Source organism: Chryseomicrobium sp. FSL W7-1435, from assembly GCF_038595005.1.
GTDB lineage: Bacteria > Bacillota > Bacilli > Bacillales_A > Planococcaceae > Chryseomicrobium.
This window is the reverse complement of sequence record NZ_CP151997.1, coordinates 984,101-997,132: the sequence shown is the minus strand read 5'-3', so window position 1 is coordinate 997,132 and position 13,032 is coordinate 984,101. Positions and strand designations below refer to the sequence as shown.

At 43.5% G+C, this 13,032-nt stretch carries 12 protein-coding genes; 4 read left to right on the top strand and 8 right to left on the bottom strand.

Annotated elements, in window-relative coordinates; all coding sequences use genetic code 11:
* The first annotated feature begins 382 nt into the window (after positions 1-382).
* Positions 383-970, top strand: a complete 588-nt coding sequence (locus tag MKY84_RS05175) for an SIS domain-containing protein (RefSeq protein WP_342528246.1) — start codon at positions 383-385, stop codon at positions 968-970.
* A 103-nt stretch (positions 971-1,073) separates the two neighbouring features.
* Here MKY84_RS05175 and MKY84_RS05170 read toward each other — a convergent pair whose 3' ends face one another.
* Together MKY84_RS05170 and MKY84_RS05165 are read right to left on the bottom strand one after the other, a co-directional pair.
* Positions 1,074-1,847, bottom strand: a complete 774-nt coding sequence (locus MKY84_RS05170) for a class I SAM-dependent methyltransferase (RefSeq protein WP_342528245.1) — start codon at positions 1,845-1,847, stop codon at positions 1,074-1,076.
* 246 nt (positions 1,848-2,093) lie between these two features.
* On the bottom strand, positions 2,094-3,074 hold the full coding sequence (locus tag MKY84_RS05165) for a N(5)-(carboxyethyl)ornithine synthase (protein ID WP_342528853.1): 981 nt from the start codon (positions 3,072-3,074) through the stop codon (positions 2,094-2,096).
* A 484-nt stretch (positions 3,075-3,558) separates the two neighbouring features.
* On the opposite strand from MKY84_RS05165, the gene MKY84_RS05160 reads away from it, so the two are divergent.
* The 3 genes from MKY84_RS05160 (at position 3,559) to MKY84_RS05150 (ending at position 6,367) form a co-directional block, all read left to right on the top strand.
* Positions 3,559-3,828 (top strand): hypothetical protein, encoded by a 270-nt coding sequence (locus tag MKY84_RS05160; protein ID WP_342528244.1) that lies wholly within the window; start codon positions 3,559-3,561, stop codon positions 3,826-3,828.
* 323 nt (positions 3,829-4,151) lie between these two features.
* Entirely contained in the window at positions 4,152-4,823 is a 672-nt protein-coding gene (locus MKY84_RS05155; protein WP_342528243.1) for a transposase, read from the top strand.
* Positions 4,824-5,134: 311 nt separating this feature from the next.
* Positions 5,135-6,367, top strand: coding sequence for an IS4 family transposase (locus MKY84_RS05150; RefSeq protein ID WP_342528242.1), 1,233 nt, complete (start codon positions 5,135-5,137; stop codon positions 6,365-6,367).
* Positions 6,368-6,530: 163 nt separating this feature from the next.
* Here MKY84_RS05150 and MKY84_RS05145 read toward each other — a convergent pair whose 3' ends face one another.
* From MKY84_RS05145 to MKY84_RS05120, 6 genes are all read right to left on the bottom strand, one after another.
* Positions 6,531-7,661: a M20 family metallopeptidase gene (locus MKY84_RS05145; RefSeq protein WP_342528241.1), complete on the bottom strand. Its 1,131-nt coding sequence runs from the start codon at positions 7,659-7,661 to the stop codon at positions 6,531-6,533.
* A gap of 1,140 nt (positions 7,662-8,801) precedes the next feature.
* Positions 8,802-9,434: a 3-hexulose-6-phosphate synthase gene (gene hxlA, locus MKY84_RS05140; RefSeq protein ID WP_342528240.1), complete on the bottom strand. Its 633-nt coding sequence runs from the start codon at positions 9,432-9,434 to the stop codon at positions 8,802-8,804.
* Positions 9,435-9,436: 2 nt separating this feature from the next.
* Positions 9,437-10,270: an SDR family oxidoreductase gene (locus MKY84_RS05135; protein WP_342528238.1), complete on the bottom strand. Its 834-nt coding sequence runs from the start codon at positions 10,268-10,270 to the stop codon at positions 9,437-9,439.
* 2 nt (positions 10,271-10,272) lie between these two features.
* Positions 10,273-11,343, bottom strand: a complete 1,071-nt coding sequence (gene uxuA, locus MKY84_RS05130) for a mannonate dehydratase (protein WP_342528236.1) — start codon at positions 11,341-11,343, stop codon at positions 10,273-10,275.
* A gap of 4 nt (positions 11,344-11,347) precedes the next feature.
* Positions 11,348-11,980 carry a bifunctional 2-keto-4-hydroxyglutarate aldolase/2-keto-3-deoxy-6-phosphogluconate aldolase gene (locus tag MKY84_RS05125; protein ID WP_342528235.1) on the bottom strand — a complete coding sequence of 211 codons (633 nt, stop codon included), beginning with the start codon at positions 11,978-11,980 and terminating at the stop codon, positions 11,348-11,350.
* Between the two features lie 17 nt (positions 11,981-11,997).
* On the bottom strand, positions 11,998-13,017 hold the full coding sequence (locus tag MKY84_RS05120; protein ID WP_342528234.1) for a zinc-binding alcohol dehydrogenase family protein: 1,020 nt from the start codon (positions 13,015-13,017) through the stop codon (positions 11,998-12,000).
* Positions 13,018-13,032: the final 15 nt, after the last annotated feature.

Here is a 13,032-nt window from a genome sequence, read left to right as displayed (position 1 = left end):
CTACGCTGGACCGCAACATGAAACAAATCCGAAATGAATTATAACTGAACATCACTTTTAGAATTTCCACCGATATTCTACTATTCCCACATTAACCGTACTATAGTCACGCGAAAATGTAAACGATACTAGCAGAAAATTTTCTTATTTAAAAAACTTATTATATATATACGGAAAATTTTCCATTATGATATAATCCGAATTATAGACATAGTAGGGGGTGCCTCTCCTGTATATTCAAGAGGGTAATTTAAATTCACTGGAACAAACTGTTCATAATCAATTGAAGGAACTGGTGAAAAAAGAAACGAATATTAAGATTTTGGAAGCGGCTACTCAGTGTCGTGTTTCGAGTTCGAAAATTTCAAAGATGGTCCGAAAAATGGGGTTCGAAAATTTTAAGCAGTATAAATTATTTTTTCAAGGGCAGTTAATTGCACCTCCTAAAACTACTTCCTCAAATGAGATGGAGCGATTACAACTCTTTCTAGAGCAATTTGATAGATCTCTCGTGGACCGGTTTGTCGAACTTTTTGAAGAATATGACCGCATCGTTTTATTTGGCCTCGGTCCTTCCTATATCTGTTTGGAATACTTTACGTATAAATTGGAAACTATCTCTAAAAAAAATATTATTCTGGCTCAAGAAGAGGAACGGGCTCTTCAATTAGTAGACAAAAACACGCTTCTCATCGTTTTTTCAGTTACTGGTGAATTTGCTTCTTATGAACGGTTATTCGAAACAGCCAAACAAAAAGGGACTACTGGCCTGTTTGTACTAGAAGAATATGATCCCACCTCTCACCAAAAAGCAGACCATGTTTTTTATCTAACACAATCTCAACAACCTGGTGACCGCTTGCCTTATGAGAAGTCTCGAACGGTTTTCTTTATCTTCATGGAAGAAGTGTTCACTGCTTTATATTTGAAGAAAGCAGAACGTGATGTTTTTTCCAGAAATCCCCTCTGAGGTACCTGTGCACCGAACAATTCAACACAATTTGTATAAATGAAGGAGCAACCGCCATACGAGGCGGTTGCTCCTTCATATTTATGAAATTGTAGTGAATAAACTAATTAGTTCGGTGCACAGGTACCTCCAAAATGGTCTTCTGCACTACAACATGGTAAAAATAAGAATACTTCACATACTCTGCTGTTCCACTAAGTTCTTCTTCAAGCTTCAGCTGTTCAGAATCGAGGACTTCATCGTTTTCACAGTAGTCCATGAAAACACTGAGTCCTCTGGCTCGATACGTGATATCTTCCCATTCATTTAAAAACGACTCAATAGCAAGTAGCGGCAACAAAACTCGTTGGTCTGTTCGCTTTGTAATCGTTTGATCGACTAGCTCTTGAAAGGGTCGAAACCAGTCTAGTAGCTTCGCTGGATCCTTGGCAATACGAGTCCAATCAATCCCTTGTTGACGGAAAGAGTGCTCGATCGACTTAGCTGCCGGATTTTCAATAACTAGTGAAAGCTGACCCTCAAGTTGGAGCTGGTCTATCAACTTACGTAAAACCTGCTTTGGGTTCTGGCAGTGCGCGAGCACATTATGGCAAGTAATGAGGTCAAACCTTTCATCAGTAGCGAATCGGTGCGAATCAATATTGGCAACCTGATAATCGACCGGAAGATTTTCTGTAGCAGCAAGATAACGACATTTTTGAATCGCTTTATAGTTTCTATCGATGCCCACCACCTTCGCTTCCGGATGATGACGAGAAAGCTCACGAGTCATCCAGCCTTCCCCGCAGCCGACATCTAGAATTACGGAAGGCGTTAGGCGAGTAGGCATTTGATGTACTAACAGTTGATAGAAATGATGGGGAATGTACGTCTGCATGAGGGATTCTCCTTAAATAACAAGTTGGTCAGAAGATATGTTTTATAAGATTCTAATTCATTTTAGCGAACCAGAAACCCATTGGAACTTTTTTCCTCTGAGGTACCTGTGCGCTACACAATTCAGATTATGAACGACAATTGCATAAAAATAAAGGAGCAACCGCGTGTTGATGCGGTTGCTCCTTCGTTTATGCACATTGTGCTGAATTGTTCGGTGCACAGGTACCTTAAAAAGTAAAAGTGATTATTTCACCAACAAGCCACGAGCTTCGCGGAATTCAATGATGTGCTTATCAAGAATGTGGCCATTTTCGATAACGATGGCTTCACGGACCATATCTGTCCAACCATCCTTACCTTCTGTAAACATATCAACCATTTCAGAGAATCCTTCGCTTAGCACTTTTGTTACCGTATGCGGGAACATAGCTGGCGTGTTGTCGACCGTGTAATGAATGACTCCATCCACTGTATAGACGGGATCATCAATGCTAGAAGGACGTGACGTCTCGATCTCTAGATTCGGATCACAGCTCACGTCGACAATCATGGCACCTTTTTTCAGGTCTTTTAAATCTTCTTTGTAAATGATGCGATCAGTTCTGCTCGTATCCCACATGACACAGTTCACGAGAACATCATAGTTGTTCATGTTTTTTCTGAAAAGAGATTCTAATCTTCTACCGTAAACATCAACATCGGCGCCAAGTCCATGAAGAATGCGAAGAGCACCTTTTGCAGTATGCCCGTTCCCAAGAATCGCTACTTTGGTTTCGTATGGCATCTTGCCACAGTATTGGTAAGCTTGAAGGATAGCTGCTTCGCCCGCAATTTCTCTGTTACGATAGAAAATGTAGCGACCGCCATCAAACATTTCTTCCCAAGCCACAACCGTGTGATTTCCTGCCAACACAGCATCCGTGAATTTAATATCCTGTACAGCATGTGCCCAACCGATTAGTAACTTGCCAGGTGGGATTTGATCGAAATAATCAGCATCTCCTAGTTTTACGTCGACGATTGCGTCACACTCTAGCACTCGCTCGCGAGAAGCGATTTGGACACCATGAGCAAGGTACTCTTCGTCAGAATAGCCTAAATCGAGACCATAGCCTTCTTCAAAAAATAACTGCTCTTTAAATTTCACTTGTGTTAAATCCTTTGGCAATAGCGCTCTTCTTTTTTCATTGTTCTTATGACTTATAACAAATCCGATTGTGTTAATAGTAGAACCTCCATATGATTAATAGTTTATTTTATTCTTATCGTCCGTTTTCACTACTCTTCATTCTACCATATTTTTTCTTTTTTAGCTCCTATTCCAATTAGCTGTGGTTGTCCCTTTTGGGTACCTGTGCACTACACAATTCTGATTATGCACGACAATTGCATAAATAGGCAGGAGCAACCGCAAGGCGTTGCGGTTGTTCCTTCATTTATGCAAATTGTGCTGAATTGTTTGATGCACAGGTACCATAAAAGGAATTTCAAACAGAGGAACCAAATACTGGTACTAAACATCTCAAGATTATTACTAGTAAATAGAACGTAAATAGTTAGGAGAATCCGATGAAAAAAAACCGTAACTTACTTATTTTTTCGCTAATTTTAGGATACCCTTTCTTTTTTGGTCCTATCAAAATAGTATAGACCCACTCTCAGCTAAAGAAATACATGCATTAATTCAACGAGGTGAAACAGAAATTGATTTGACCGAACTGACGAATCTTGAGTGGACAGAAGCTGGTGTATTTGGACCCTATTCAACCAGCGGTCCAATAAAAGAGTCACTGAACATCACTTCTCGATTTTCGCTTTTAGGTATTGATGTTCCGGAAAGTCGGTTCTTACTCATTCTTGTGAATGAGGACAAGGTGGTGGAACGAATCTACCTGTCCAGAGAGCACCCGGACTACCACATTACAAGAGAGTACAAGGATTTCCACCTGCAGGAGAATAAGATTTTGGTGTTCGAGTAGACGTTGCTTGAAGATCAAGTAGAGCGCAAAGAATCTATAGGTGCAGTACCAGGTAATGTAAATATGAAGGCATTAGGTTTTTCAAATAAATTTTAAATTTTGTCAATCCCTCATGGTTAAGCCCAAGCAATCTGATATGCATAAATAAAACGTCATTTATCAACGTTTTAGAGCACTAATTTAGTAGTTTCTAATACCAAATATGCCCTTCAAACAATTTCATTTTGCTACCGAACAGTCACCCAAATCACTATTTTATTTGATGTGCACACAGTTTTTTTCTGTGATACGGTGGTCGTATCTTGGGTAAAGGAGTGGGTCAATTGCCACGAAAAAAGAAGGAATTCAATCCGAACATTTTTTATCATTGTACTTTAAGAGGCAACAATCGCAGGTTTATCTTTGAATCGCCCGCAGACATGCGCGAGCTGATGCGAGCGTTCGACTATGCGTACGACAAGTACCCTTTTCGGATGCTGGCGTTCTGCTTCATGTCAAACCACTACCATGTGCTGATCCGTGCCGAGTCCGGAGACATCAGTCGTATTATGCGCCTCGTCAATAGAAGGTACAGTGATGTATACCGCCACAGCCGCGGTCACGTGGGCCGCATCTATCAGCGGAGATACTGGTCGAAAGGTGCACCGACGTTTGCTGATTTGCTGCATACCAGTGGCTACATTCACAGAAATCCGCTAGAGACAGCGAACCCTATGGTAGACAACCTCTCTGATTATCCTTACAGCTCTTACCCCTTCTATGCTGGTCTACGAACAAATATGCCACGTTTTCTCGACATCGACCTCCTGCCCCGCCTAATGCCATTCCCGTATTCTATGACCCATGCAGGATATTGCGAATTTGTATTGAACAATCGTTTTCTCGCGGAAGAAGATCCCCATGAAGCCGATGACGAGAAAACCGACAGCTTGTTAGGCAAGCAGACCTTCACTTGGCACATTGAAAACACATCGACTGAAAAGATGAATAAGTAAAATAGTGGGATTTCCATTATTTCCCTCTAAGGTACCTGTGCGCTGAACAATTCTGACTATGCACGACAATTGCATAAAAAATAAGGAGCAACCGCATGGTGTCGCGGTTGCTCCTTCGTTTATGCAAATTGTATTGAATAGTTCAGCGCACAGGTACCCCCTCACTAGCGTTGCATGACTGTAATATGCTGGAATTACACTTAAATATTCATCTTTTATTCGTTTATATATCTTGCTCAAAAAAAGAAAAACTCCTATTGTAAGGAGTAGGAAACTTGGTCAGTTCCCAACACTTACAAAAGGAGTAGCTCATGAAAAGTGTAGACCAAGAAACCACACTACGTCAATACCTCAGTTATCTACCGACTAATATTTTGGCGGATATCATCTGGAATTATCGGAACCAAAAGATATGCGATTTAGACCTTGTAAAGTTTTTCATTACAGCAAAGCTCTCAAAATGGGACTCTTATCGTGAAATGGCAGATGGCCTCGCGGCCAATCCAGAGCTTCAACAACTTCTCGGGATCAATTCGTTCAGCCCGTCGCAGTTTAGTCGACGCCTGCGCGATTTGAATACCTATCATCTAGCGGACCTTTTTCATCGAATTGCCGATACTTATTGGCGATTCCAAAAAAATCGAAGTGGCCCTCTCGAGCGGGTTGGTATGTTGAGTATCATCGATGGTACACATATCAAGGTACCTGTTCAGACAATGAAATGGGCCGCTATCTCGAAAGACAGCGCTGGAGTAAAGATGCATGTGAAAGTTGCAGTGGCCAATGCCAACAGCATCTATCCCGAGAAGGTAATGATGTCTACTGGAAACATCTCGGATATCGAGATGGTGAATCATCTCGTGACAGACAACGACACTCTCTACGTGATGGACCGTGGCTACGGGCACAAAACCAAGATGGGCGGTTGGCTCGAACGGGGAATCGATTTTGTCGTCCGAGTGCAATATAAGTTTACTTTTGAGACCCTTATCTCATATGCTCCCCAGCACCCACAGGTGCTGAGGAATGAGAAAGTGTCAATGAAGACACATAAAAAACCGTTACGGTACATTGAGTTCGTAGATGATAAAGGAAGTGTCTACCACTTGATGACAAGTCGTTTGGACTTGACTGAACAGGAGGTTCTAGATGTTTACAAGTCACGATGGCAGGTCGAGCTCTTTTTCAAATGGATCAAGCAGCATGTGAAGTTCGATCATATTCTATCGTTCTCACCGACCGGAATTTGGAATCAGCTCTATATTTCTCTCATCACATACGCACTGGCAGAAATCATGCATGTAGCAGAAGCAAGTGATAAGACGACATGGAGCTTCTTCCGAAAAATAAGGACTTTTCTGTTTCGATCGATACATTCCCTAAGGGAATGGCTTTTGAGAGTCAAAAAACCAAGTCGTGGAAGACAAAAGATCACTGTTCGAACAGAGAAGAAGATTGACTACGGAGGCTTCGCAGTAGCCGTCCGTCCCTTGTCCAAAGAACATTTTGAGTCCAAAAAGAGTCAAAGAAACACCAAATCATAATAGTTAAAAAATGGGAACTGACTAACTTTTAGACCCCTGTTCCTTTTTTTAATCTAAAAGCAAAAAAATCGCTTCAATTATTTTACTATTTAAATATTTATTTCAATTCGTGCAACGCTAGTGGGTACCCCCTATCGTTTATAAAACTGATACCCCTAAAAACCTATCTCGACAACTCTCGAATCGTCTCCGCCAACAGCAAAGTACGCTCTGGTATAGACGAGACCAGAATATTTTCGCCTTCGTTGTGAAGTTTATCACCAATAGGTCCCATGCCGTCGATTGTCGCCACTCCCATATAGGAAGGGAACGAGGCATCTGAGCCACCACCAGTATGAGTGTTGGTGACGGTAATCCCGTGTTTCTCCCCCACCGACTGAATGATTTCAAGCAGATTTTTGTTCTTTGCATTGAACTCCATTGGCGGTCGATTGATGCCGCCTTCTAAATCAATACTCGTGCCTTCCAAATCTGGTTTTGCACCAATCTCCTCGATTTGTTCCATTACTTCGCGCCCCTGCTTCTTCGTCTGGACACGAATATCGATGTACCCAGTCGCAGAATCCGGAATGACATTGATTGATTTGCCACCCTCTATTCTCCCGACGCTAACCGAAATACCCTTGGCATGATCAGTAAGCTTATTAAGCTTGGTGATTTTGTAAGCCAGTTCCTGAATCGCACTGATGCCGTCTTGAGGCGCCACTCCGGAATGAGCTGATTTTCCTTGAACACGCATGATATAACGGCCGCCACCACGACGAGACGAAACGACAGAGCCATCCTTTCGAGCAGGCTCCATCACAAGTGCATAGTCGACAGTACGACTCCATTTCTCAATCAATTTGCGAGACGTACGAGAACCAATCTCTTCATCCGCATTTAATATGATCACCACATTGTGTAATGTTTCCGGCTCGGTTTGATGAATAAATTTCATCGCATACAGCAGACTAATCTGACTGGCTTTCATGTCAGCAACACCCGGCCCATACGCATAGTCGCCTTTGATATGAAACGGGCGTTCTTTGGCCGTACCTTGTGGAAACACGGTATCCATATGCGCAATCAGTAACACTTTCGGGTCGGCAGCCTCTCGATGTCGAATGACTAAATTGTTGCCGAGCTTCTTGTTTTCATGAACGTCCACAGTGAACCCCAGTTTCTTATACTCTTCACCGAGTCGTCTTCCCACTTCATCCACACCAGCTTTGTATCTAGAACCACTATCGATATTGACGATGCTTTCCAACTTTTCTAACATCTCAGGTAAGTACGTTCTGAAATACTCCATTCTATTTCACCTCAATCACTTGATTCTTGTTGTTAGTAGTTACTATTTTTATTAGTACTCTTATAATAATGTGAATTCCTACTAGAAACTAGTTCTATTTTAATATAGATCCGTTTTTATTGCTTCTAAATATAGGCAGTCCCTTATACATCTTTCCCCGATTTCCTCTTCCGGAAAACTCGTTTTACTCTCAAAACGACCAGCCCAGTGGTTTCAAGACCGGTCTTTAGGGTTGTGGAAATAGGATCAAGTTCATTTTTTCAGTACCACACTTAAAAGTGGATTTCTCGTACTTCGGAGTCTAAAACCCTTGAGTTTAGCTCTTCAGCGACGCAATACTTGGCTAGAGCGTCGAATGCGGAAAGTACAGCGACGCCAAATTCCATTTGAGCGACGAAAGAGCCCTGTCACCTTGATTCAGCGACGCAAACCCTCATTAAGGCGTCGAATGCGGAAAGTACAGCGACGTAAAATTCCACTAGAGCGACGAAAGAGCCCTGTCCCCTTGATTTAGCGACGCAAAGACTCATTAAGGCGTCGATTGCGGAAATTACAGCGACGCAAAATTCCACTAGAGCGACGAAAGAGCCCTGTCCCCTTGATTCAGCGACGCAACACTTGGCTAGAGCGTCGATTGCGGAAATTACAGCGACGCAAAATTCCACTAGAGCGACGAAAGGACCTTGTCTCCACGATCGAGCGACGCAATACTTGGCTAGAGCGTCGATTGCGGAAATTACAGCGACGTAAAATTCAATTTGAGCGACGAAAGAGCCCTGTCCCCTTGATTCAGCGACGCAAAGACTCATTAAGGCGTCGATTGCGGAATTACAGCGACGTAAAATCCAATTAGAGCGACGATAGGACCTTGTCTCCACGATCGAGCGACGCAAATCTCGATGAAAGCGAAGAAAGCAGAAATTACAGCGACGTAAAATCCAATTAGAGCGACGAATACTATATTTACAACCGATTTCAATTGAAAAAGGCACAATCCAAAAACTAAATACAAAAGCAACCCCGCCTCAGCGGAGTTGCTCGTTTGTTTCTAAATTGCATTGTAATACCTCTTGATACGCCAATTATTTAAACGAGAATATCACCATACAATACCTGCCACCTACTGGGTTACATAGTTATCTAGGATTTACTCTTTATTACACTGTGAATTGACTTAGCCGCAGCCCGCGGATTATCTGCAGCGGTTATTCCACTTCCCACTATAGCTACATCGATAAGTCTATGGTCAATACGACCAGCACTTTCTAAGGTGATACCACCTGCTATGTAGATAGTTCCGTCATCTAAACCACTTACTAAATTGAACTGTGCAAGAACGGAAGTGTCACCTTTAGATTGCATGTCTTTGCCGATATGAAGACAGAAATGACGTGCACCGAGCTCATAAAGTGATCGAACTCTGTCGGGATCCGAACAATTTAAAAGGTCGATAACGACTTCGCCGTCAAACTCTTTCGCAACAAGTAACATATCTTTAATTGTTTGGTCCGCGGCAAATGCCATTGCAGTAACGAAAGTTGCACCGGCTCCAAATGCTTGGTACGCTTCGTGTCTACCTGCATCGCATGTTTTCATGTCTGCTAAGAGAGGTTTATCTGGAAATTGCTTATGAATGTCTCGCACAATTGCCATCCCGTATTCTTTGATGACACCAGTTCCAATTTCAACGATATCAACGAACTCAGCAGTTTCTTGAATCAATGAAAAACACTCTTCACGTGTCAGGCGGTCAAGAGCCAATTGGAGTCTCAAAACTAGACTCCCGAATAGGCCATGAAGCCGCCATCGACAGGTACAGTTACTCCTGTGACGAAGCCAGAATAAGACTCATCGACAAGCCAGAGCATCGTTCCAATCAAATCTTCAGGGTTACCAAACCGGCGCATTGGCGTATGCGTCATTATCTTATGTGAACGTTCTGTCAAACTTCCATCTTCAGTTGTTAAAAGCTTACGATTTTGCTCGGTCAAGAAGAAGCCTGGTGCAAGGGCGTTGACGCGCAGGCCTGCTTCCGCAAAATGAACAGCCATCCACATCGTGAAATTGTTAATAGATGCTTTTGCAGCACTGTAAGCAGGAACTTTGGTCATCGGCGAATACGCACTCATCGAAGAAATATTCAAGATGACAGGGTTATCAGACTTTAGCAACTCTTTTCCGAATACTTGAGAAGTTAAAAATGTGCCTGTAAAATTTAAGTCGAACACTTTAGAAAAAGCTTGGGCATCCATATCGAAAAATGATTGCGTGGCATCGCCTTCTCCAAATACCTCGTTCGTCGTAGTAGCGGCCGGTTGATTACCACCAGCTCCCGTGATCAAAATATCTACTTGTCCAAACGCAGAGATCACTTGGTCGCGAACAGCTTCAAGAGATGCCCGGTCCAAAACGTCTGCAGAATAAGCAACCGCATCCCCACCCGACGCTCGAATTTCATCGGCAATAACCTGCCCTTTTTCAATCGTACGGTTGACGAGCGCAATACGAACGCCTTGTTTTGCAAGTTCTTTTGCCATGGCAGAACATAAAACGCCACTTCCACCTGTTATGACAGCAGTGCGGCCTCTTAAATTTTCATGCTTGTACATGGTTAGACCTCCTGCTTCCGCGCTTGATACGCATCCCAGAGACCATTCAAATACATGACGCCAAGCGCGCGGTCGTATAAACCGTAACCTGGACGACCTTCCTCATTCCATAAATGACGCCCATGATCTGGACGCACGTAACCCGTGAAACCTTGATCTGCCATTTCACGCACAACATTTGTTAGATCAACAGAACCGTCTGATGTAAAATGAGACGTTTCGATGAAGTCTCCGTTCTCATAAATCTTAACGTTGCGTAAATGTGAGAAAGGTGAGCGTGCCAAGAACTGATGCGCAAGTGCTACCATATCATTAGAAGGATTTGCACCAAGTGAACCTGTACAGAACGTGATGCCATTTGCTTTGGAATCGGAAATCTCGAGTAAACGCTTCAAACTGTCGCCGCTCGTCATGATACGTGGCAAACCAAAGATGGACCATGGTGGATCATCCGGATGAATCGCCATTTGAATATCTTCTTCTTCACAAACAGGAAGAATTGCATTCAAGAAGTACGCTAAGTTTTCCCACAAGTCATCTTCTGTGACGTCTGCATAGGCATCAAATAGCTCTTGAATCTTTGAAAGTCGTTCCGGTTCCCAGCCTGGCATTGTCATTTTCGTAGAGCTAGCAATTTTTTCAATTAACTCTGCAGGCTCGATGTCATGTACTTTGCTCTTTTCATAAAAGAGTGCAGTAGAACCGTCCGGAAGCGGATGATACAAATCCGTACGTGTCCAGTCAAACACTGGCATGAAGTTGTAGCAAATGACTTTTACGCCAACTTGTCCTAGATGACGAATCGTCTGTTTGTAGTTCTCGATATACGTATCTCTGTCCGGGGAACCAATCTTGATGGCATCGTGAATATTTACGCTCTCCACAACGTCAGCGTGGAATCCGTGCGAACGAATGTAGTCGACTTCACTTTTGATTTCTTCAAGTGGCCATACTTCGCCAGCTGCTTTATTGTGAAGTGCCCATACAATGCCTTTTACGTTTGGAATTTGTTTTATGTGTTCTAAAGTAATCTGATCGTTTCCACGACCATACCACCGCCACGTCATATTCATCGCTTCATTCACCCTCCTTAGAAGTTGCCGCCATATATTCTTTGGCAAGGTCTGTAACTGCTTGCGCACCACCCGAGCGGTACGCTTTCGTTAAGTCACTTCCGACGCCGACTGCAAACGCACCTGCGTCTAACCAAGAACGTGCCGATGTTAGATTGACGCCACCTGTTGGCATGATATGTAGGTGCGGAAGTGGGCCGTTGACTGCACCGATAAAGGATGGCTCAAAGTTATTCGCTGGGAACAACTTGATGACTTCGTGTCCGTATTCGGCTGCCTCAATCATTTCTTTAATCGTCAAACAGCCTGGCAAATAAGGGACTGCATAGCGGTTACACACTACGCTGATTTCCGGATTGAAGTGCGGGCTCACGACAAACTGTGCACCGTGCAAAATCGCGTGTCTTGCAGTCTCTGAATCTAAGACCGTTCCAGCGCCAACTAGACAGTCCTCATCTTGAAGTGCACGAAAAGCCTCCGCAACATTCGGTGTTGTATACGTCACTTCAATGGCTTTCAAACCGCCTGCTACTGCTGCACGAGATACGTCAATCGCCTCTTGCGATGATGCCCCGCGTATGACAGCAACTACTTTTAATTCTTTTAGTTTTGCTAATGTTTCATACTTCGCTACCATGGTCTGCCTCCTCTCAGTTATGAAAACTCAATCAAAGCTTTCCGAACGGTATCTGGATTGTTTTCAACAAAGGTGAAAGCTTGTTGCGCTTGCTCAATTGAGAAGCGGTGCGTGATCAGCCCTTGTTCTTTCAACTTACCTTCATTTAGTAATCGGACCACTTTCGCAAACTGGTTTGTCTGCAAACGAGACCCTACGATCGTCAATTCTTTTTTCGTGACCGGCAGTTGCGGAATGTTCGAAGGACGTTCATCAAATCCTAAGATAACAATTGTTCCAGCCACTGAAGCCATATCAATGGACTGCTCCACGGTCTGTGGTAAACACACGGCATCAATGACGACGTTTGCCCCTTCTCCGTTTGTCACGTCGAGTAATTTCGTCAGAACATCTTCTTCTAATGGCGAGACCACAAAATCCGCACCATTCGCTTTTGCAAACGCAAGACGCTCTTGTTTGAGATCGGACATCATCACAGTTGCACCTGCAAGCTTTGCCATCTTCAAAATACAGATTCCGATTGGTCCGCATCCATGGATGAAGACAAAGTCACCACTCTCGACATTGCCTCTCCAGACGGCCTGTGCTCCGATTGAATACGGCTCGGCAAGAACAACTTCTTCCCACGGCAAGTCCGCATTCACTTTATGGAGCTGGCGGGCAGGAAGGACGAAAAACTCGCGCATCCCCCCGTCTTCATGGACACCAAACACCGACAACTCCTTACATACATTCGGACGCCCTTTGCGGCAAGCATAGCACGTACCGCAATACCGGATTGGCTCAACGACTACGTGGTCACCGGCAACTAGTCCGTCTACATCTGACCCTACTTCGACGACTTCCCCAGCAATTTCATGCCCTAAAATACGGGGATATGTAGCAAGCGGGTTTGTTCCGTGATAAATATGCATATCTGACCCACAAATTCCAGCTCGTTTTACTTTCACTACAACATCAGTTGGATTTTTTAATGTAGGCATTTCTAATTGTGCTACGCGAAGATCATACGCTTCTTTTACTTGAATAGCGTTCATACGCGAGTATCCTCC

What these genes read in the sequence shown, in the direction of transcription:
- MKY84_RS05125 (WP_342528235.1), bottom strand. Translation starts at nt 11,980, where the DNA reads ATGGTAGCGAAGTATGAAACATTAGCAAAACTAAAAGAATTAAAAGTA.
- MKY84_RS05170 (WP_342528245.1), bottom strand. Translation starts at nt 1,847, where the DNA reads ATGCAGACGTACATTCCCCATCATTTCTATCAACTGTTAGTACATCAA.
- MKY84_RS05145 (WP_342528241.1), bottom strand. Translation starts at nt 7,661, where the DNA reads ATGGAGTATTTCAGAACGTACTTACCTGAGATGTTAGAAAAGTTGGAA.
- MKY84_RS05150 (WP_342528242.1), top strand. Translation starts at nt 5,135, where the DNA reads ATGAAAAGTGTAGACCAAGAAACCACACTACGTCAATACCTCAGTTAT.
- MKY84_RS05120 (WP_342528234.1), bottom strand. Translation starts at nt 13,017, where the DNA reads ATGAACGCTATTCAAGTAAAAGAAGCGTATGATCTTCGCGTAGCACAA.
- MKY84_RS05135 (WP_342528238.1), bottom strand. Translation starts at nt 10,270, where the DNA reads ATGTACAAGCATGAAAATTTAAGAGGCCGCACTGCTGTCATAACAGGT.
- uxuA (WP_342528236.1), bottom strand. Translation starts at nt 11,343, where the DNA reads ATGAATATGACGTGGCGGTGGTATGGTCGTGGAAACGATCAGATTACT.
- MKY84_RS05175 (WP_342528246.1), top strand. Translation starts at nt 383, where the DNA reads ATGGGGTTCGAAAATTTTAAGCAGTATAAATTATTTTTTCAAGGGCAG.